At 62.2% G+C, this 19,964-nt stretch carries 21 protein-coding genes; 14 read left to right on the top strand and 7 right to left on the bottom strand.

Annotated elements, in window-relative coordinates; all coding sequences use genetic code 11:
• Positions 1–121 precede the first annotated feature (121 nt).
• Genes AC1Z36_RS15860 through AC1Z36_RS15870 form a run of 3 tightly spaced genes read left to right on the top strand, consistent with a single transcriptional unit; the run spans position 122 to position 5,317 of the window.
• Positions 122–1,615, top strand: a complete 1,494-nt coding sequence (locus AC1Z36_RS15860) for a pyridoxal phosphate-dependent decarboxylase family protein (protein WP_483561455.1) — start codon at positions 122–124, stop codon at positions 1,613–1,615.
• Entirely contained in the window at positions 1,612–2,958 is a 1,347-nt protein-coding gene (locus AC1Z36_RS15865; RefSeq protein WP_105657232.1) for a lysine N(6)-hydroxylase/L-ornithine N(5)-oxygenase family protein, read from the top strand. Before AC1Z36_RS15860 ends, AC1Z36_RS15865 begins: the two co-directional genes overlap by 4 nt.
• A gap of 10 nt (positions 2,959–2,968) precedes the next feature.
• Entirely contained in the window at positions 2,969–5,317 is a 2,349-nt protein-coding gene (locus AC1Z36_RS15870) for a GNAT family N-acetyltransferase (RefSeq protein ID WP_105657231.1), read from the top strand.
• Between the two features lie 54 nt (positions 5,318–5,371).
• On the opposite strand, the gene AC1Z36_RS15875 is transcribed toward AC1Z36_RS15870, so the two are convergent.
• The gene (locus AC1Z36_RS15875) at positions 5,372–6,019 is read right to left on the bottom strand and encodes a maleylpyruvate isomerase family mycothiol-dependent enzyme (RefSeq protein ID WP_105657230.1); all 648 of its coding nucleotides are present in this window, start codon (positions 6,017–6,019) and stop codon (positions 5,372–5,374) included.
• 208 nt (positions 6,020–6,227) lie between these two features.
• Between AC1Z36_RS15875 and AC1Z36_RS15880 the strand changes: the two genes are divergently transcribed.
• The 5 genes from AC1Z36_RS15880 (at position 6,228) to bioB (ending at position 9,925) form a co-directional block, all read left to right on the top strand.
• Entirely contained in the window at positions 6,228–6,572 is a 345-nt protein-coding gene (locus AC1Z36_RS15880) for a PadR family transcriptional regulator (RefSeq protein ID WP_105657229.1), read from the top strand.
• Positions 6,573–6,574: 2 nt separating this feature from the next.
• Complete coding sequence (locus AC1Z36_RS15885; protein WP_105657228.1) at positions 6,575–6,946, top strand: DUF1048 domain-containing protein; 372 nt, start codon at positions 6,575–6,577, stop codon at positions 6,944–6,946.
• Between the two features lies 1 nt (position 6,947).
• A complete protein-coding gene (locus AC1Z36_RS15890; RefSeq protein WP_105657227.1) occupies positions 6,948–7,739 on the top strand; it encodes an ABC transporter ATP-binding protein in 792 nt (263 codons plus the stop codon).
• Positions 7,736–8,512, top strand: coding sequence for an ABC transporter permease (locus tag AC1Z36_RS15895; protein ID WP_105657226.1), 777 nt, complete (start codon positions 7,736–7,738; stop codon positions 8,510–8,512). Before AC1Z36_RS15890 ends, AC1Z36_RS15895 begins: the two co-directional genes overlap by 4 nt.
• Before the next feature lie 180 nt (positions 8,513–8,692).
• Positions 8,693–9,925, top strand: coding sequence for a biotin synthase BioB (gene bioB / locus AC1Z36_RS15900; RefSeq protein WP_105657225.1), 1,233 nt, complete (start codon positions 8,693–8,695; stop codon positions 9,923–9,925).
• Positions 9,926–9,947: 22 nt separating this feature from the next.
• Here the strand turns inward: bioB and map are convergent, their stop codons facing one another.
• A complete protein-coding gene (gene map, locus AC1Z36_RS15905) occupies positions 9,948–10,730 on the bottom strand; it encodes a type I methionyl aminopeptidase (protein ID WP_483561456.1) in 783 nt (260 codons plus the stop codon).
• Positions 10,731–10,776: 46 nt separating this feature from the next.
• On the opposite strand from map, the gene AC1Z36_RS15910 reads away from it, so the two are divergent.
• From AC1Z36_RS15910 to AC1Z36_RS15930, 5 genes are all read left to right on the top strand, one after another.
• Positions 10,777–11,070 carry a helix-turn-helix domain-containing protein gene (locus AC1Z36_RS15910; protein WP_105657223.1) on the top strand — a complete coding sequence of 98 codons (294 nt, stop codon included), beginning with the start codon at positions 10,777–10,779 and terminating at the stop codon, positions 11,068–11,070.
• Between the two features lie 104 nt (positions 11,071–11,174).
• Positions 11,175–11,501: an ArsR/SmtB family transcription factor gene (locus tag AC1Z36_RS15915; RefSeq protein ID WP_105657301.1), complete on the top strand. Its 327-nt coding sequence runs from the start codon at positions 11,175–11,177 to the stop codon at positions 11,499–11,501.
• A gap of 16 nt (positions 11,502–11,517) precedes the next feature.
• Positions 11,518–12,270 (top strand): NADPH-dependent F420 reductase, encoded by a 753-nt coding sequence (locus tag AC1Z36_RS15920; protein ID WP_286134163.1) that lies wholly within the window; start codon positions 11,518–11,520, stop codon positions 12,268–12,270.
• Between the two features lie 55 nt (positions 12,271–12,325).
• Positions 12,326–13,348 (top strand): LLM class flavin-dependent oxidoreductase, encoded by a 1,023-nt coding sequence (locus AC1Z36_RS15925; protein ID WP_105657221.1) that lies wholly within the window; start codon positions 12,326–12,328, stop codon positions 13,346–13,348.
• A 110-nt stretch (positions 13,349–13,458) separates the two neighbouring features.
• Positions 13,459–13,896, top strand: coding sequence for a 6,7-dimethyl-8-ribityllumazine synthase (locus tag AC1Z36_RS15930; RefSeq protein WP_105657220.1), 438 nt, complete (start codon positions 13,459–13,461; stop codon positions 13,894–13,896).
• A 96-nt stretch (positions 13,897–13,992) separates the two neighbouring features.
• On the opposite strand, the gene AC1Z36_RS15935 is transcribed toward AC1Z36_RS15930, so the two are convergent.
• Complete coding sequence (locus AC1Z36_RS15935) at positions 13,993–14,649, bottom strand: DUF6308 family protein (RefSeq protein ID WP_105657219.1); 657 nt, start codon at positions 14,647–14,649, stop codon at positions 13,993–13,995.
• A 136-nt stretch (positions 14,650–14,785) separates the two neighbouring features.
• On the opposite strand from AC1Z36_RS15935, the gene AC1Z36_RS15940 reads away from it, so the two are divergent.
• The gene (locus AC1Z36_RS15940; RefSeq protein WP_483561457.1) at positions 14,786–15,160 is read left to right on the top strand and encodes a PH domain-containing protein; all 375 of its coding nucleotides are present in this window, start codon (positions 14,786–14,788) and stop codon (positions 15,158–15,160) included.
• Between the two features lie 44 nt (positions 15,161–15,204).
• Here the strand turns inward: AC1Z36_RS15940 and AC1Z36_RS15945 are convergent, their stop codons facing one another.
• The 4 genes from AC1Z36_RS15945 to AC1Z36_RS15960 are packed head-to-tail and all read right to left on the bottom strand — an operon-like array spanning position 15,205 to position 19,750.
• The gene (locus AC1Z36_RS15945) at positions 15,205–16,431 is read right to left on the bottom strand and encodes a glycerate kinase family protein (RefSeq protein ID WP_105657218.1); all 1,227 of its coding nucleotides are present in this window, start codon (positions 16,429–16,431) and stop codon (positions 15,205–15,207) included.
• 58 nt (positions 16,432–16,489) lie between these two features.
• Entirely contained in the window at positions 16,490–18,049 is a 1,560-nt protein-coding gene (locus AC1Z36_RS15950; RefSeq protein ID WP_105657217.1) for an SLC13 family permease, read from the bottom strand.
• Positions 18,046–19,566 (bottom strand): ATP-binding protein, encoded by a 1,521-nt coding sequence (locus AC1Z36_RS15955; RefSeq protein WP_133833005.1) that lies wholly within the window; start codon positions 19,564–19,566, stop codon positions 18,046–18,048. The genes AC1Z36_RS15950 and AC1Z36_RS15955 overlap by 4 nt, the downstream gene beginning before the upstream one ends.
• Complete coding sequence (locus AC1Z36_RS15960; protein WP_133833006.1) at positions 19,559–19,750, bottom strand: hypothetical protein; 192 nt, start codon at positions 19,748–19,750, stop codon at positions 19,559–19,561. Before AC1Z36_RS15960 ends, AC1Z36_RS15955 begins: the two co-directional genes overlap by 8 nt.
• Between the last annotated feature and the right edge of the window lie 214 nt (positions 19,751–19,964).

The following is a 19,964-nucleotide window of genomic DNA, read 5'->3' on the forward strand; positions in this document are numbered from 1 at the left end:
CGGCTTGCATTAACTAATTGAAGTGTGTTGTTAATAGATTCTTGTTAGGTGAGCCTGACCAACTATTGATTGTCTCTATCTGAGGAGCATGCTTTTGGGTGCCTCACTGCCTACCCTGCAAATGCCTGATCTACCACTGCCGATCTACGATGATTCGTTGCTCTGCGCAGACACCGCCCGTGTCTACGAAAACGAGTCGCGTGAAGCCATTTCACGCGTGGCCCACCGATTGGCATCGGTGAACGCGCCGACGACCGGACCGACTCCGCAGCAGTTGCAGGAACGCATCGACCTGGTCGACCTGCATAGTCCGTTGGGTTCAACCCAGGACTCGTTCACCGAGCTGAATGAGTTGTATTTCAACGACGCGGTCTACTTCCACGACCCGAAGTACGCGGCGCACTTGAACTGCCCCGTCGTGATCCCTGCGGTGGTCGCCGAGAACTTCGTCACTAGCATCAACACCTCGATGGACACTTTTGACCAGAGCGCTGGAGCAACACTGATCGAGCGCAAACTCATCGATTTCACCGCCGATCTGATCGGCTTCGGGACCGGGCAGGCAGACGGAATCTTTACCTCTGGCGGAACTCAATCCAACCTTCAGGCCATGCTGATCGCACGAAACACCGCAACCGCAAAGCTGCGGGGCACCTTGCCTGAACGGCTGGCTAATCTGCGGATCTATTGCTCGGAAGATGCGCACTTCTCGATTCGCAACGCCGCGATGCTCCTTGGCCTGGGCTACGACGCGGCCGGGGCGATCCCTACAGACGCCCAGCACCGCATGGATGCGCAGGCATTGCGCGTGCGCCTGGACGCAGACCTCGCCGCCGGTTTGGTGCCCATGGCCATCTCCGCCACCAGCGGGAATACCGACTTCGGGGCCATCGATCCGTTGCCCCAGCTAAGTGCTATCGCCACAGAAGTAGGCGCGTGGTTCCATGTGGATGCCGCATACGGTTGCGGCCTGCTCGTCTCCAACTCCCACCGCCACCGGTTGGACGGCATTGAATTGGCCGACTCGGTCACCGTGGATTACCACAAGTCCTTCTTCCAGCCCATCGGCTCCAGCGCCTTGGTGGTCCGCTCGGCAGCCTCCTTGGAATCCATCGCCCACTATGCCGAGTACCTGAACCCGCGTGCGGAGGCCGAGTCCACCCCCAACCAGGTCTCGAAGTCCCTGCAGACCACACGGCGCTTCGATGCGCTGAAGCTGTGGGTCACGTTGCGCTCTTTGGGGGCCAGCCGTTTGGGTGCCATGTTCGACCAGGTCATCGCCTTGGCAGAGGACGCTCAACAGGAAGTTGCCATGCGCGCCCAGCTTCGGATGGCAGCCGACGTGCAGCTGAGCACGCTGGTCTTCTCCTTTGAAGATCCACAGCACCCACTGGAACTGGACGAGCACAATGCCCTGGCCAACCAGATCCGCCAACGCCTCTATGCCAGCGGCGAAGCGATGATCGCCGCCACCACGGTCAAAGGCAAACGCCTGCTGAAACTGACGCTGCTCAATCCGAATACGACCCTGGCCGATATCAGCGAGATCCTCGACGCTATCTGCCGGATTGGTTCCGGACTGCTGGCCGAACGCACCCTTGGAGAGAAGAAATGATTGAACCTACCGAGCACTTTGACGTCATCGCTATTGGCGCTGGCCCTTTCAATCTGGGTTTTGCCGCCTTGGCCGATGGATTGGATGATCTGCACGTTGCAGTTCTGGAAGCCGGAGAGAAGTTCGTCTGGCACCCTGGCATGATGCTTCCCGGAACCCATCTCCAGGTTCCCTTCATGGCAGATCTGGTGACCATGGCGGACCCGACCAGCAAGCATTCGTTCTTGAACTATCTCAAGGAAAAACAGCGGCTTTACCCGTTCTATATCCGCGAAGACTTCTACGCCTTGCGCGAGGAGTATTCCAACTACCTGGCGTGGGCCGCAGAAAATATTCAAAGCGTACGATTCGGGCACCGGGTGCTCGAAGCCGAATACCACGACGGGGTCTACCTGTTGTCGGTGCTCACTGCCGCAGGACTGACCCGATTCACCGCAGACAAGTTGGTGCTGGGCACCGGATCCCAGCCTTATCTGCCGCCGGTTCTCACCACGGAAGCACAAGCCACCGGCAACGTGGTGCACTCAAGCGACTACGCCTTCCACCGCGAGAAACTCCTATCCTCCCGGACCGCAGGTTCCGGCCCGAAAGTAACTGCTGTGCTCGGCAGCGGCCAGAGCGCCGCAGAAATCTTCTTGGATCTTCTGCGCAGCTTGCCAGAAGAGGATCATCTGGTGTGGGCAACGCGTTCAGAACGCTACTTCCCGCTGGAATACACCAAGCTCACTTTGGAGATGACATCTCCGGAATACATCGACCACTTCCATGCCCTGCCCATGGATCAGCGGGATGTCCTGTCAGCAGAGCAAAAGGGGCTCTACAAGGGGATCAACGCGGACTTGATCAACGAAATCCACGAAGAGCTCTACCAGCGAAGCGTCAATGGCGCAGCGAATGTGCACCTGCGTACCGGCTGCGCGGCCACGAGCATCGGCGCTGACACGGATCACCTGGCCATCAGCTTGCGCCATGAACGCACCGGTGAAGACCTGGAATTCCTCGCCGACCACCTTGTCATGGCAACCGGCTACCGCGCAGGCACTCCGGACTTCTTGCAAGGCATCAGCCAACGCATCGATTACCTTCCCGATGGCCGCTTCAATGTAGATCGCGAATATTCCATCGGGTTGGACCAGGACATCTTCGTGCAGAACGCTGAACTGCACACCCACGGCTTCACCGCTCCGGATCTGGGCATGGGAGCCTACCGCAATTCAGTAATTATCAACCGCTTGGCTGGACGCGAGGTCTACCCGGTCGAGCGACGGATCGCTTTCCAGCGATTCGGCGCCGCCGAACTCAGCGGCTTGCCCACTTCCGCCAATGCCAGCGCACGAGCCTAAGGAACTTCCGATGACCAACTACACTTTCCGTTCCGTGACGTTGCCCGGGGATACTGCGCTGCTGCATTCGTGGATTGCCACCGCGCATGCCTCCTTCTGGGGCATGGCCAACGCAACCGAAAAGGAAATCGAAGCAGAATACCGCACATTGCTTGGCACCCCAGGCTACGAAGTCCTCTTCGGCATCGACGCGTCAGGGGACGAGAAATTCCTTGTCGAGCTCTACGACCCAGCAGCATCGCCACTGGCCGATGCGTACAACTGCGTCCGCGGCGACCGTGGACTGCACTTCCTGGCTCCGGCAGCCACCGAGCCGCAGCCTGGGTTCACCCTCGACGCTCTCTCCTCGGCCATGGTCCAGGCTTTCGCCCTGCCCGGAACCGAACGAATCATCGTGGAACCTGACCTGCGCAACAAAGCCATCCATGCCCTGAATGCCCGCGTTGGCTTCAGCCCGGTACGTCCAGTGGAGCTTTCCGAGGCAGACGGCTCAATCAAGCAGGCTCTGCTGTCCATCTGCACTCGCCAGGATTTCGAAACCGCTACCGGCCGCGGCTTGGAATCCTCATTCCTCTCCCCTGCACGTTGGGACATCGCCAACCGCCATGTCTTGGCCAAGGCCCTGGGCGAATTTTCGCATGAGCGCCTCCTGGAGCCTGCCGGCCATGGAGAAAACCGCTACTCAGTCCAGAAGGATGCCCACCGCTACAGCTTCAGCGCCCAGCGGTACCAGCTGAACCACTGGTTGGTTTCACCGCAGTCCGTGGAACACCACCACTTCGTTGACGGCAGCTGGCAGCAGGCAGAGGTGGGCGCCATTGAGTTCATCACCCACTTCTGCCAGGAACTCACGCTTTCCCCGGTGCAGCTGCCCACCTACCTTGAAGAGCTCTCATCCACGCTGGCCAGCCACTGCTACAAGCAGGTTCATGCAACCCATAATTCAGCACAGCTGGCCCGGTTCGACGGCACAGCCGCACAGTCCTTCCAGCTCATCGAATCTTCCATGACCGAGGGCCACCCGTGCTTCATAGCCAACAACGGAAGAATGGGCATCGGGCGCACCGACTACCTGAGGTACGCCCCCGAAACCGGTTCCGCCCTGCACCTTGGCTGGGCTGCCGCCCACAAGTCCCGAGCACAATTCGACGCCGTGGATTCGCTGGATTACGAAGGGCTGCTGGCCGCCGAGCTGGATCCAGCCGAGCGCCAGCGCTTGGATGCGGCCCTGGAGGCCTCCTTGTTCGGCACCGGCTATGCAGCCGGGGACTACATCTTCATTCCGGTGCACCCTTGGCAATGGGAGAACCGCCTGTCGATCACGTTCGCCAATGATATTGCCCGCAAGCAATTGATCTGGCTGGGCACCAGCGTTGACGAGTACCAGGCGCAGCAGTCGATCCGCACCTTCTTCAACCGGTCCAACCCGGAACGACACTACGTCAAGACGGCAATGTCGATCTTGAATATGGGGTTCATGCGCGGGCTCAGTGCCGAGTACATGAAGGTGACTCCCGCGATCAACCAGTGGTTGGGCGAGCTGTTCGCAAAGGACCCGGTGCTCTCGATCCAGCCGGTCGCCCTGCTGCGTGAAATTGCGGCCGTAGGCTACCGCAACCCGCAGTTCGAAGCAGCCACCGGCAAGAGCGATCCGCAGCGGAAGATGCTGGCTGCGCTGTGGCGGGAGTCCCCGATCAGCCTGCTGGGCCCGGAAGAAAAGTTGGCTACGATGGCCAGCCTATTGCATGTCGATGCATCCGGCAGGTCCTTTGCCGGCGCCCTCATTCGCCGCAGCGGGCTAGCACCGGCCGACTGGCTAAGCCGTTACCTCGATGCCTACCTCATTCCGCTGGTGCATTGCCTGGCTGCCTATGATTTGGTGTTCATGCCGCATGGCGAAAACGTGATCATGGTGCTTGAGAACGGTGCTGTGAAGAAGGTCCTGCTCAAGGATCTGGGCGAAGAGATTGCCGTGCTCTCGGACCGGGTGGAACTCCCGGAGGAGATTCGCCGGGTACGCACCGGTGGAGATCCGGTATTGTCGGTCTTCACGGATGTCTTTGATTCGTTCTTCCGCTTCCTCGCGCCGCTGCTGGATGCCGAAGAACTGCTTTCCGAAGCAGATTTCTGGAAGACCGTAGTTCAACGGCTGCTGGATTATCGCGGGCAGCATCCGCAGTTCGCTGAACGCTTTGATCAGCTGGGACTTTTCGCGCAGAGCTTCCCGCTGTCGTGCTTGAACCGCCTGCAGTTGCGCAACAACCAGCAGATGCTGGATCTCGCCGACCAGTCCGGAGGCCTGCTCTACGCAGGCGATCTGGAGAACCCGCTGGCCACCGCCCTCATTCCCGCTGGCTGATTTGCCGGCTTCCCCAGCATCGCGCCGTACAGTCATCGTGCGGCGCGATGCTTGCTATTTCCGCGGCTGTGCCGTGATCCTGCGTGCCAGCTCGCCGACCCCTGCGCCCTGAAGCCGCGGGAGGACCTGTTCCCTTCCGGCCATCGCCAGGACCAGATCCAGCAGTTCGCCACGCACCTCGGGACCGTTCCCGCAACTGAAAGCGTCGTCCGCCGCCGACATCCGCAAGCCCTTGACCAGGGTGCTGCTATTGACTGCGAAGTCCTTGGAGGCGAAGAATCCTGCCACCGCTCGCAGTGCCGTGGGTTCAGGCCGCAGGATCAGATCGAGTGCCTGGGCGATGTCCTGCCCGTGCACTACCACTTCGCCCAGCAAACCGGTCACCGATTTCAGCGGGGCAATGGATTTGCTGGCAGAACGATTGAAATTATCCAGCGTTTGCCGGGCGCCGTCCCCGAGCTGCAGGCGCAGCAGCCGCTCGTTGTGCCGGTCGGCATTGAATCCGGAACGAGCCATATTCACCAGCCAGCGGGCGGTCGAGGTGGATCCGGCGGCCGCCAGATGCGCCGCCACATCGCGGATCTGCCAGTTCGCGCAGAGCGATGGGGCGTTCCACTGCTCCGGCGCCAAGCTGCCCAGCAATCCTGTCAACCGCGCACGCTCGGCATGGACCAGCTCCCAATGCCATCTCGCATCCTTCATGGCGCCTCATCTCCATAGATCCAGTACCGGCTCAGCTTCCAGGAGCATACCGGATTTCCGGTTGCGCCATCTTGCCACTGGTCAAATGGCGGTTCTCCAAAGCTCCGAAAAATATCTGGAAAATCTTGGTACTAAGTATTGCTAAATACCGCTACTTAGTTCTACTATCTACTTGTACTCAATGACACTAAGTAGAGAGGGGTGCACCATGGCCACACAGATGACCGAGATGCTCAAAGGCACCTTGGAAGGGATCGTCCTGGCGATCCTGGCCGAACGCCCGGCCTACGGATACGAGATCACCACGGAACTGCGCGAACGCGGCTTCACCGATCTGGCCGAGGGAACGATCTACGCGCTGCTGGTGCGCATCGAGCAGAAAGGCCTCGTCTCGGTGGAGAAAGTCCCGTCCGAAAAAGGGCCTCCCCGCAAGGTCTTCACCCTCAACCCCAGCGGCAAGCAGCAGCTCGACGACTTCTGGACCATCTGGAACCTGCTCGTCTCCCGCATCAACAACCTCCCCCACCCGAGCACCCCGCAGAAAGGGCACTGATCATGGTCGCCAAATGGATTGAAGCTTTCACCGGCTCGCTGGAGCAGAAGAAGCAGTACAAGCAGAGCATGGCACGCCTCAAGGCCCTGCCCCAGCCCTATGCCAAGGCCGCTGCAGGAGTGCAGCGCTACCTGCTGAACCAGAGCGGGGTCACCGACGCCGAAACGATGATCTCCATGTATTCGGACCTGGCCGACCTCTTCGAAGGAGCAGCCGCCAACGGCACCGCGCTGCGCGAACTGCTTGGCCAGGACCCGGCGGAATTCGCCGATGACTTCGCCCAGGCCTACGGGGGCAAGCGCTGGACCGACAAGGAACGCACCCGCCTGGCCGACACCATTTCCGAAGCAGAGAACGAATCGAAGGAGCAATGACATGAATACCGCATTGGCCCCGGAACCGGCCATCGAGGTCACCGGACTGGCCAAGTCATTCAAGAAGCTGCCCGTGCTGCGCGGACTGGACTTCACCGTGCAGCCCGGCAGCATCTTCGCCTTGCTCGGTTCCAATGGCGCCGGCAAGACGACGCTGGTGCGGATCCTGGCCACCCTCCTTCCCGCCGATGCGGGAACCGCCCGGGTCTGCGGAGCTGCAGTGCGCGAGAACCCGGTCCAGGTCCGCCGGTCGCTGGGCCTGACCGGGCAATTCGCCGCAGTGGACGAGGTCCTGACCGGGCGCGAAAACTTGCTGCTGATCGCGCGGCTGCTCCGCTTGGAGAATCCGCGGTCCATCGCCAACGGCTTGCTGGAGCGCTTCAACCTCTGCGACGCAGCGGACCGGCCCGCAGGAACCTACTCCGGCGGGATGCGCAGGCGCCTTGATATCGCCATGGGACTGGCCGGCAACCCGCCGGTGCTCCTGCTCGATGAGCCGACCACGGGACTGGATCCCCAATCGCGCCGCGAGACCTGGCAGGTGATCCGCGACTTGGCCAAGTCCGGCACCACGATCCTGCTCACCACCCAGTACCTGGATGAAGCAGAGCACCTGGCCGATCAAATCGCCATCCTCCACGAGGGCACCATCATCCACCAGGGCACGCTGGCCGAACTCCAGGCCCTGCTGCCGCCGGCCACCACCGAGCTGGTGGCCAAGCGGCCGAGCCTGGAGGAGATCTTCCTGGAACTGATCGGCCACCACCAGCGAACCGAAGGGAGCAAGCCATGAGCATCGCGGCACTGCGGGAAACCAGAATCCTCACCGGGCGCTCGATGCGCCACGTTGTCCGCAGCCCCGACACCATCATCACCACGGCCATCACCCCGGTGGCCATGATGCTGCTGTTCACCTACGTTTTCGGCGGGGCTATCGGCACCAGCGCCACCAGCGCCACCGGGCCGTATATCAACTACCTGCTGCCCGGGATCCTGGTCATCACCATCGCCTCCGGGGTCGCCTACACCTCCTACCGGCTGTTCCTGGACCTGCGCGATGGGCTGGTGCAGCGCCTGCGCTCCATGCCGATCTCCCGCTCCAGCGTGCTCTGGAGCCATGTGGCGACCTCGTTGGCGGCGAACCTCCTGTCCCTGGCGCTGGTACTGGGGGTCGCTCTGGCCATGGGCTTCCGCTCCTCCGCCTCCATGGCAGCGTGGATCGCCGTGCTCGCGCTGCTGTGCCTGGTGACCCTGAGTCTGACCTGGGTAGCGGTGCTTGCCGGCTTGAGCGCGAAATCGGTGGATGGCGCCAGCGCCTTCAGCTACCCGCTGATCTTCCTGCCCTTCATCTCCTCGGCGTTCGTTCCCACCGAGTCAATGCCCGGGCCGGTGGCCTGGTTCGCCGAGCACCAGCCGATCACTGCTATCGTCGATTCGCTGCGCGCCCTGCTGTCGCAAGAACCCGTGGGTTCCGAGCTCTGGATCGCCCTGGCCTGGCTGGCAGGCATCTTGATCCTGGCTTGGGCGCTGGCCACGCGGATCTACCGGAGCAAGACCTCCAGCTGAGCGGCGGGCGCTCCGCACGGGACGCGCGCCGTCTGCAACTGCTGTGGAAAGCAGCGCAAGCTCCCGACTTGAACATTGTTCGAGTCGGGGGCTTTTCGTGTACATTGGTGCCAGCAATTGAACACCGTTCAAGAATGGCTGCACCTTGGCAGGCAGCCATCCAACCAGGCGAAGGAACCCATGAGCATCCACGCGCAGCGCACCGACACCGCAGATTTCACCGAGCTGGCCGCACGCATCTCCGCTGGCCACCAGCTCACCGCAGCAGAGGCCCTCGGGCTGCTGGCCACCAGCGACGCGCAGACGTCGGCACTGGTCAGTGCGGCCGGGGTGCTGCGGCGCAAGCATTTCGGCAACACCGTGAAGGTCAACTACCTGGTCAACCTGAAGTCCGGCTTGTGCCCCGAGGACTGCACCTACTGTTCCCAGCGTCTGGGCTCCAAGGCCGAAATCCTGAAATACACCTGGCTCAAGCCCGGCGAAGCGGTGCGCCAGGCAGGTTTGGGCATCGCCGGCGGCGCCTCGCGGGTCTGCATGGTCGCCTCCGGCAAGGGACCCACGGACCGCGATGTGGAACGCGTCGCGGACATGATCGGCGCATTGAAGGAAGCGCATCCGCAGGTCGAGGTCTGCGCCTGCATCGGCATCCTGAAGCAGGGGCAGGCCCAGCGGCTCAAGGAGGCCGGTGCCGACGCCTACAACCACAACCTGAATACGGCCGAGTCCCTCTACCCGGAAATCTGCAGCACCCACAGCTTCGCCGAGCGCGTCTCCACCGTCCAGCAGTCCAGGTCAGCCGGCCTCTCCCCCTGCTCGGGGCTCATCGTTGGACTGGGCGAAACACCCGAGCAGCTGGTCGAGGCGATCTTCGCCTTGCGCGCACTGGAGGCCGATTCCATTCCGGTGAACTTCTTGATGCCTTTCGACGGCACTCCGCTGGAAGGCACCTGGAACCTGACCCCGCGCGCCTGCCTGCGGATCCTGGCCGTAGTGCGGCTAGCCTGCCCGGACAAGGAAATCCGGATGGCCGGCGGACGCGAAATGCACCTGCGTTCCTTGCAGGCCAATGCCCTGGAAGTGGCCAATTCGCTGTTTCTCGGCGACTATCTGACCAGCGAAGGGCAGGATGCGAAAGCCGACCTGGCGATGATTGCCGACGCGGGGTTCGTGGTGCTGGGCCAAGAAGGCCAGGACCCGGCGCAGCTGGCCAGGACGCTGCGCGAAGCCGCCGGCCATGCTTCGCGCCAGCCGGAGGATGCGGGCAACGCCGGGGCCAGCGGGTGCAGCGGATCGTGCTGCACCTCCGTTGCTTCCCCGGCCTGCGGCAGCGCCTCCTCGGGCTGCGGCACCGGCAGTGCCGAACCGGTGCTCCGCCGCCGCGGCGCCGGCACCGGGGAAAGCCCGAACGCCTGATCGCCGCCATGCCGGCCTCTGCCTATGCCGAGAGGTCGGTGGGCAGGGTGAGAATCTCCGCGCCAGTTTCCGTGATGGCAATGGTGTGCTCGGTGTGCGCCGTGCGGCAGCCGGTGGCGCTGCGCAGGGTCCAGCCATCGCGGTCGGTCACCAGCTTGCTGGTATCGGCCATGACCCACGGTTCGATGGCCAGCAGAAGACCGGGACGCAGCGTGTACCCGCGTCCGCGGCGGCCATCGTTGGAAACGTGAGGATCCTGATGCATGGTGCTGCCGATGCCGTGGCCGCCGAATTCCATGTTGACCTTGTACCCTTCGGCGGTCAGCACCGATCCGATGGCGAAGGACAGGTCGCCGATCTTGGCTCCGGGACGCGCCTCGGCGATAGCCGCAGCCAGGGCGCGCTGCGTGGTCTCGATCATCTTCAGGTCTTCTGCACGCGCAGCCGTGCCGACAATGAAGCTGATCGCCGCGTCGAAGGCGATGCCTTTCAAGGTGACGGCCAGATCCAGGGTGAGCAAGTCGCCATCGGCCAGCTGGTAGTCGCGAGGCAGTCCATGGAGCACCGCATCGTTGACTCCCGTGCAGATGTAATGGCCGAAGGGGCCGCTGCCGAAGGACGGGGCGTAGTCGAGGTAGCAGGAGACCGCGCCGGCCTCCTCGATCATTTCCTTGGTCCAGGCGTCGATTTCCAAGAGATTGGTGCCGACCTGCACGCGGTGCTTGAGCGTATTGAGGATGTTTCCGACAAGGCGTCCGGTCTCGCGGGCGCGCTCTACTTCGCTGGCTGTGAGAATCTCGATCATTCCAATTACTATACCGGTATTTTAATACCGGTATAATGGTCTCATTATGGTCAGACTGCCGCTTACCGCCCGGGAAATCGAACAGGGCAAGAACCTCGGCGCGCTGCTTCGGCAGGCACGCGGCGAACGAACAATCCTCGACGTCGCGATCCAAGCCGGCCTCTCCCCCGAAACCCTGCGGAAAATCGAAACCGGCCGCGTCGCCACTCCCGCTTTTTCCACCATCGCCGCTGTCGCGGCCGCGCTGAGCCTATCGCTCGATGAGATCTGGTCAACCATCAACTCGCAGAATACCTGCGGCTCTCCAGCGCTTCACCCCTCACAGCTATCGCACCGCTAATTCGCAGGGCCTGATCCCTTCTGCATGTACATGTTGACGCGTACATAACTAGTATGTACACTTTTTTGCGTACATGCACGCCTTTCGGAGTTAAGGAAATGAACGTGGCAAGCCGCCTCACTCGACCTCTAACCATTCCCTCCGAAGAGGAAATGGACCTATTCGAAATCATGGCCGCTCTGGCCGATCCGGTCAGGCGCGCCATCATCGCTCACATTGGCGCAACCCCCGGTGGCGCGTGCAGCAGCTCGGACTTTGGTGTCTCAAAGTCGGCACTCACCCGGCACTGGCGCATCCTCAGGGAATCCGGCTTGATCAGGCAAGAGGTTGATGGCACCCGGCACCGCAACTGGTTGCGCACCGAAGAACTGGATCATCGATTCCCTGGACTCATGGATACGGTTCGCCAGGAACTTGCCCGCACCACATAAAATTCTTCACCCTTAGATACCTCATCGACCACAAGATAAGAATTCGGAGCAACCCATGAGCACAACCAAGATCGGGATTATCGGTAGCGGAAATATCGGCCAGGCCATTGCTCGCCTAGCTGTGGCCGCTGGCGCCACCGTGGCCATCGCGAACTCACGCGGCACCGCCTCGCTCGCCGACGTGGTGGAAGAACTCGGCGACAACGCGCACGCGGCAACCGTTGCTGAAGCCGCTGAATATGGCGATATCGTCGTGTTGGCCATCCCGCTGTCGGCTTATTCGGACCTTCCAACCCAGGTGCTTGCCAACAAGACGGTCCTATCCACCGGCAACTACTACCCATCCCGCGACGGGCGCATAGAAGTTCTCGATTCCTTGAAGTCCACTACTGCGCAATTGGAAGCATCGCTCCTTCCCGGCGCCCGCATCACCAAAGCCTTCAACAACATCGTGGCGCATCACATCCCGCTTCTGGTCAATTCAGCTCCGAGGACCGCGTTGCCAATATATGGCGATGACCTTGCTGCCAAGACCGAAGTGCTGGAACTTGTCCAAGCGTTGGGCTTCGACACGGTCAATGCCGGAACCTTGGCTGATTCGTGGCGCGCCGAGCCCGAATCCGGTGGCTACACTCACGTCTACGCCCAAGATCCCGCTAATTTCTACTCCGCGCACCTTGCCGATCGCGGTCAGCCAGTGACTATCGCGCAGCTCGAAGAGGCGCTCGCCACTGCGCATCGAGCCGGCGTCGCCGCCCGCCAGTTCTAGCAGACCACGAGGCTAGGACTGGAATAACCATTCGAGACTACTTGTTGCCTCAAGCATGAAGAACATCGGATTCTTGTCCTTCGGCCACTGGACCGACCACCCGCAATCAGGCACCCGCACCGCCTCCGATGCCCTGCTGCAGGCCATCGATCTGGCGGTCGCCGCCGAGGAGCTCGGCGCGGACGGCGCCTATTTCCGCGTGCACCACTTCGCCCAGCAATACGCCTCCCCGTTCCCGCTGCTGGCTGCCATCGGCGCGCGAACCAGCCGCATCGAGATCGGTACCGGCGTCATCGACATGCGCTACGAGAACCCGCTGTACATGGCTGAGGATGCAGGCTCCGCCGACCTGATTTCCAATCGCCGCCTGCAGCTGGGCATCAGCCGTGGTTCGCCCGAGCAGGTCATTGACGGCTGGCGCCACTTCGGCTTCGAGCCGCGCGAGGGCGAATCGGATGCCGATATGGGCCGCCGGCATACCGAGCGCCTGCTCGAGGTGCTTTCCGGGGAAGGCTTCGCCGAGCCTAGCCCGAACCCGATGTTCCCCAATCCCCCGGGCCTGCTGCGCATCGAGCCGCATTCGGACACCTTGCGCGAACGCATCTGGTGGGGTTCCGGATCCAATGCCACTGCAGTGTGGGCCGCGAAGCTGGGCATGAACCTGCAGAGCTCCACGCTCAAGGACGATGAATCGGGCAAGCCCTTCCACGTCCAGCAGGCCGAGCAGATCCAGCTCTACCGCGACGCCTGGAAGGAAGCCGGCCACTCACGCGAACCGCGCGTCTCGGTGAGCCGCAGCATCTTCGCACTGACCGATGAGCGCGACTGGCAGTACTTCGGCCGTGACCGCTACAGCTCGGACCAGATCGGCAACATCGATGAGAAGACCCGTGCGGTCTTCGGCAAGTCCTATGCCGGGGAACCAGATGAACTGGCCAAGAAGCTGGCCGAAGACGAAGCCATCGCCGCGGCGGATACGCTCCTTCTCACCGTTCCAAACCAGTTGGGCGTGGACTACAACGCCCACGTCATCGAATCAGTGCTCAAGCACGTGGCCCCGCTGATGGGCTGGCGCTGAACCGGCTCATTCGTTACGCGGATCCCTTCCCCATTTATTCCATTGAGACCCACGCCACTAGGCTAGATCAAAAGACTTAGACATTTGCACGCAGAATCAGGGAGCAACTCATGAGCAAGCCATTGAACGTCGCCTTCATCAAGGCCAGCTGGCATGCGGATATCGTCGACCAGGCCCTGGCCGGCTTCAAGGCCGAGATGGATTCTTCCGGGCAGGAATACACCATCAATGTCGTCAGCGTACCCGGCGCCTACGAAATGCCATTGCAGGCCCAGCGCCTGGCGAAGACCGGCAAGTACGATGCAGTGGTAGCCGCAGCCCTCGTGGTTGACGGCGGCATCTACCGCCACGACTTCGTTGCCCAGGCGGTAGTGGACGGCTTGATGCGGGTCCAGCTGGATACCGATGTACCTACTTTCTCGGTCAGCCTGACCCCGCACCACTTCCACTCGAATGATGAGCACCAGGGCTTCTACTTCGAGCATTTCCTGAAGAAGGGCGCCGAGGCGGCACGCGCGGTTCAGGCCGTGGCGGCTATCGAGCTCTAGGGAATACGCGAAAAACAGGCGTGCTGCCTTGAACGCCGTTGTCAACGGTCAAGGCAGCACGCCTGAGCCGATTCTGGGCCAAGCCCTAGGCGCGATTTACGAATGCCTTATTTCGCGCTTTCCTTGCTTCCATAATGCAATATCCAAAACTCGTAATAACGACAAGTGAGGTTGGCCAGCCTCAGCCCTGATCGCTCTGAGCTTGTCTACAAATTCCGCGGCCTCGGAGGAACCGTCGTGGAAGGCTGAGTACCAAACGATCCACTGTTCTCCACTGCCTTTGATCCCGGCAACTGCTTCGACAACCGAATCGTAAACCGGAATCAAGTCCGGCCGCTTGCGAGCCATGATCTTGCTTGCCGTGGTTTGTCCAACCTTCCAAGGGTCTTCATGTTGCCGTAGAAGCGACCACAATTTATCCGCAGGCGATCCCTCAGCGAGATATTTCTCGAATGATTCTGGTGTCAAATTCTCAAACTTCAAGTCCTGCGGAATCTGGGACAGCAATTCGCTGATTTGCTCGGCTAGCGTTTCGAGGATTCCCAAGGAAGCCTGCGCTGGCACGTCAACGGAGAGCATCGATACCGCCACCAAGTCGGTCGCAGTGATTCGATGTGGATCAGTATCGACACCTTCACCCAGAGTTTCAAAGCGCGATCCAGAATACTTGGGCCGACCGTTTCCCATGGTCCCGAAATAGTCCCTTACATCTTCTACCGCAGTGCTGAAGTCTACTTTTGATCGAAGTTGCATTTACACTGACCCCCATTATTGGTTGAAGATTTGATTATTTCACCGTACCTGAAAGTACCGACAAGTTGGGCTCTCAGCCACGATTCGGGAAATTAGTCGTCGCCTATTTGTCCCTCATCCTTCGTACGCTCTTTACATGATTGATTTCAATAATTCCTCTGTCTTCAAATTGGGCCCATGGGACCTTTCACAAGTCGCACCGGAGATCGTACCCATGATGGTCACTGGCGAAGAGCTACTAAGCGCTTTCAAGGGTGCACGCGACTACGTGGTCTTCAGCAACAAGCGACTCATCGCCGTCACTGTGCAAGGCATGACCGGCAAAAAGCGGGATTACACCTCGTTACCGTATTCGAAAGTCCAGTCGTTCTCCGTTGAAACAGCTGGAACCTTCGATCTGGATGCGGAGCTGGACCTGTGGTTCAGCGGGTTGGGCAAAGTTCGTCTGGAGTTCAAGGGCAAAGTTGATGTCCGGGCCCTCTCTCAGCTCATCGCCTCCTACGTGCTCTAGCAAGGCAGCACGCTTGTTCCTATTCAGGGCGCGACCGCTGGCTGCTACCAAGCCTCGCGCGGGCTGAGCCGGGCTGCTGCCATTGATGCACCCAGGATGATGGTGCGCATGAAGCGTTCGGCCGCTTCGATCAGCAGCCGCTCCCCGTCATCCACTGCTTCTTGCAGCGTCATCGGGATCGGCATGATCGAGGCAATGGCGTCAATTCCGATATCGTGCACGTCTCGGCAGCCGCGGCCCAGAGTTCCTGCCAAGGCCACTACCGGCACCCCATGCAGCGCCGCGCGCCGTGCTACCTCCGCCGGCACCTTGCCCTTGGGCGTCTGGAAGTCGATGGCGCCTTCTGCGGTGATGACCAGATCCGCTCCGCGCAGCATCGAGTCCAGATCGATGCCGGCCAAGCCCGAGTCCAGGATCGCCTCGAAGCGAGGCAAGAGCACCGCCCCCACCGCCGCCAAGCCAGCACCCAGCCCGCCCGAAGCACCCGTCCCCGGGGCCAAAGCGAAATCCGTTGAGCGCGAGGACTCCAACGCATCGCGGCGCAGGATCGAGGCCCAGCGTTCGAAACCTGCTGACATGATTTCGACCTGTTCCGGAGTTGCCCCCTTCTGCGGACCAAAAACGCGGGCCACTCCGCGCGGGCCGGTCAGCACATTGTGCGGGTTCAGCGCCATGGTGATCCGGACATTCCCGGCAGCCAGGGCCGGGTGCAGGCCGGACAGATCCAACCGGTCCACCGATCCGAGGTAGTTGCCGCCGGCCTTGACCTCATGGCCGCTGGCATCAAGGATTCGTGCACCCAGCGCCTGCAATGCACCCATGCCTCCATCCGAGGTACCCGAGTCGCCGCAGCCCACGAGGATCTTGGAGGCCCCGGCATCAATGGCGGCCGCGATCAGCTCGCCCACACCGTAGCTGGTGGTGGTTCCCGGATCCCGCTGGTCGCGGGGAACCAGCCGCAGGCCCGCAGCGGCGGCCGTTTCGACGACTGCCGTTCCGGCCGCTTCGCCACCGAGCATGGCGTAGTGGGACTCGACTTGCTGGCCGACCGGACCGGTGACTGCCATTGGCACCAGGTGGCCGCCGGTAGCGCACGCCAGGGTTTCTGCGGTGCCTTCGCCGCCATCGGCGATGGGCACTGCCTTGACCGTGGCTCCGGGCAAGGCCCGGCGAACCCCGGCGCCGATGGCCGCCGCGACTGCCGCCGCGTCGAGGGATTCCTTGAATCCGGAAGGGGCTACCAGGATGCGTTGTGGAAGTGCGTGTGCCATGATTCGTTGTCCTTTTCAGTGAGGATGAATGCGATGAGATGTGAAGCTATGAGGTGGTTCAGAGGAACAGCGGCAGTCCCATGGCCGGCCAGATCCAGAAGGCGAAGACCAGGACCAGCAGGACCATGAGCGGTCCGAGCACCGCGCTCAGGCGCAGCAGGTCTGCCGGCTTATAGGTTTCGATGCCCTCGATCTCGGAGAACAGGTTCACCGGCTTCGCGCTGCTGGTCAGGGTGTGGCAGAAACCGGCGGCGGCGGTGGAAGCCAGGGCAATGGCTACCGCGTTGACCCCGACGCCCGGGGCCAGCGAGACCACCAGCGGAATCAGCACCGCTGAGCGGGCCGAACGGGACTGGATGACCAGATGCGCCGCGGCAGAGACCACCACCACGAGGACGGTGAAGACCCAGGGTGCGGCAGCGCCGAGCTGCTCGACAGGGCCAAGCACCTTGCGGGCCAGCCATTCGGCGGCTCCGCTTCCGGCGAGCGCCGTGCCCAGGGTGAGGGTCGCGGCCATGAAGATGAGCATCGACCACGGCACCGCCTTCAATGCCTTGGCCAGGCCTACAGAGCCATATCCCGGGCTGGCTACCAGCAATGAACCAAGCAGGGCCACGATGGCGGGATGGAGCTGGTGCAGGGGCTCGGTGCACCAGAGCACCACCACGGCCGAGACCAGCAGCGCTGCCCTGGATTGCCCCACCGTGAGCGGGCCCGAGAGCGGCACCGGCGAATACTGCTGCAGCCGCTCGATGCCCACCGCCAGCGGTTCTGCGCGGTCCTCCTTGCGGGTGAACATCCACAGCACCAGTTCGGCGCACAGATGGGAGGAAACGAAAGCCAGCGGCAATCCGTAGACCAGCCAGCCGGCGAAGGAGAATCCTTCATGGCCCGCGGTGGCGAGGATCTGGCTGGTGATCAAGTGCGCTCCGGCTCCCAGATAGGATGCCACGGCCGAAAGCAGGATAACCGAGGGGAAAACCAGGGACAGGGCCAGGACGATGCGGCGGCGATCCGCCAGCGCCTTGGCCAGGGCAATGAAGACCGGAATGGCCAGGGCCGCGCGCCCGGAAGTGGACGGCACCGCGAATGCGGTAGCGACCAGCACCCCGGTGGTCAGGTGGATCAGCTGCCGCGGGGTGTTCGCCCCTGCGGCTATCCATGCTGCGGCGCGGGTAGCCAGTCCCGTGGCGGTGATCCCCGCCGCGATCACGAAGGCGGCCAGCAAGAGCCAAATGGTGTCTTCTCCCAGCGAGGAGAACAGTTCGGCTTCGGGCAGCACGCCCATGAGCACCAGCACCACTGCTGCGCCCAAGGCGATAAAGGTATCGCCTACTGGCGAGAAGACCCAGAGCCAGATGGCCAAGGCGAAGACCGCCAGGGTCAGGGCCCCTTGTGCCGGCAATGCCTGCGCTGTCCCCGCATCTGGGCCGAAGGCTCCGTAGGCGCACCAGCCGAGAAAGCCCAGCAAGACCAGTGCGGCGATGATTCGCGCTGCGTTCTGCTTGCTCCACCGGTTTCGTACCGCACCGTCGTTGCCCTGTTCCGCGGCCTGGTCCGTGGACCGCTGGGCGGTGTAGCGGAATCCCGAGCGTGGCGCAGTTGGCTTGATGCTCATGACTCACCGCCCAGGCTGCTGGCCATGGATTGGGCGAATTCTTCTTCGCAGCGGATGCCTTGTCCGGCATCAGCTTGCGGGAGGGAAAATCCGAAACTGGTCCCGTTGCCGTTTCCGGATTCCACCCAGGCCGTGCCGCCGTGGGCTTGCGCGACCGCTTTCACCACGGCCAAGCCCAAGCCCATGCCGGATCCCTGCTGGCCGGCTTCCGGGGCACTGCGATAGTTTTCCAGCAGGGCACGGGCCTGGTCCGGGTCCAACGCCGGTCCATCGTTGGCAACCCAGAAGCTGGCCATGCCCTTTGCTGCGGCAGAACCGATCCGGATGCTTTCTCCATCCTCGGTATGCGCGACGGCATTTTGAATCAGTTGGTGCATGGCCTGGGCAACGCGCAGCGGATCCAGCCACGCCTGGGCCTTGGCAGACTCGGCTATGCGGAATCGGCGGTCCGGGTAGGCGCCCGGGCGGGCGGCTGCCGCGGCAACGTCCGCCGTGACTTCGCCGACGGGCACCATTCGGCGCTGGATGAAGTCCGGGTCCGAGCTTTGCGCCAGCAATTCCAGGTCGGCAAGCGTCTGCCCCATCAGCGAAATGTGCGCCTGCGCGGTGCTGATGATCCTGCCGCGTTGCTTCCGGGGCACCTCTTCCTCGTTGAGCTTCTGCAAGGCAGCTGCCATCTTGCGTTGCGGGCTTCCCAGGTGCTCTCGTGCTTCGGCGATGAAGTGGCGTTGGGCCAGATGCGAAGCTTCAACCCGGTCAAGCATCGCATTCAGTGTCCTGGCCAGCTGCGCCAAGTCGTCGCGTCCTTCAACCGGAACGCGGGCCGAGAGGTCATTGGCGCTAATCGAGGCGGCGGTTTCGCTCATGGTGCGGATGGGACGCATGATCTGCCCAGCTGCCAACCAGGCGATCCCCGCGGTCAAGGCCAGTCCCCCGGCGGCCACGCCGAAGAGCATGGTTGCCTGCCGGTTGGCTTCTTCCTGGGCCCCGCCAATGAAGTGCGCGACGACCAGATGGGCTTGGTGCCCCGCCCCGCTGGCTCCGGAGGCATCCTTGGCCTCGGCCTTCGCCCAGCGAACCGTCCCGTGGTTGCTCTCCAGGATTCCGGAGGTCTTCGCGTCATCGAGAATACGGCCCAGGAGCACGGGGTCATCAGCCAGCCAGGTCCCGGCCTGGTTGGCTGCGGTGCCTGCGGTGAGCACCCGTCCATTGGCCTGCGCGAGAATCGCTTCGCCGGCCATCGGCTGCTGGCGGGCCAGATAGCGTTCCATCAATTCACCGATCGAGGAAAACGGGCGAGCTGTCTTCGGGTCCAGTCCCTCGGCGGCGAAGGTCCGGAACTCCTCGATTTCCTGCGCGATGCCCACGTTGGCAGCTTCGGCTACTTGGCCGGACATGATCGAACGCATCGAAACCGTTACGGCCAGCAGGGCCAGTGCAGTAGTGAGCACGATCCACCCGACAATGCGCAACCGTGCCGACACCGTTGATCCCTGGTGCTCATGGATATCAGCCATTGGCGATCAGCTCCTCAGCTTGCGCTTGTGCAGCAGCGGGCTCGGGAGCCGGTGAGAGCTGGACAATGATTGGCTGCTGATGCGGGATGGGCGGATTGGCCTTGTCGGCAAGTGCCTGGCTGGCACCGGCCAGTCCCGCTGGCACGGCCAACACCATGAGGATGAGAAGTATGCGGCGATTCATGCTTTGAACATTAAAAGACCCTTGTGAGGAGCGCATTAGGCGGTGGTGAGAGGATTATGGCGCGTCCATGAGAAGCAAATGAGAGCGAGCGAATCGCCCCGGGTTCTCGCGTATTTCCGAGGTCCGGCAGCGCGGGGAATTCCTTGAAAATTTTTCCGATCTTCCTATTTTCGGTGTTCATGTTGTGGTCGCAATCCGCGAGCTGCGGGCTTCC

It is taken from the genome of Glutamicibacter sp. BS14 (genome assembly GCF_056934375.1).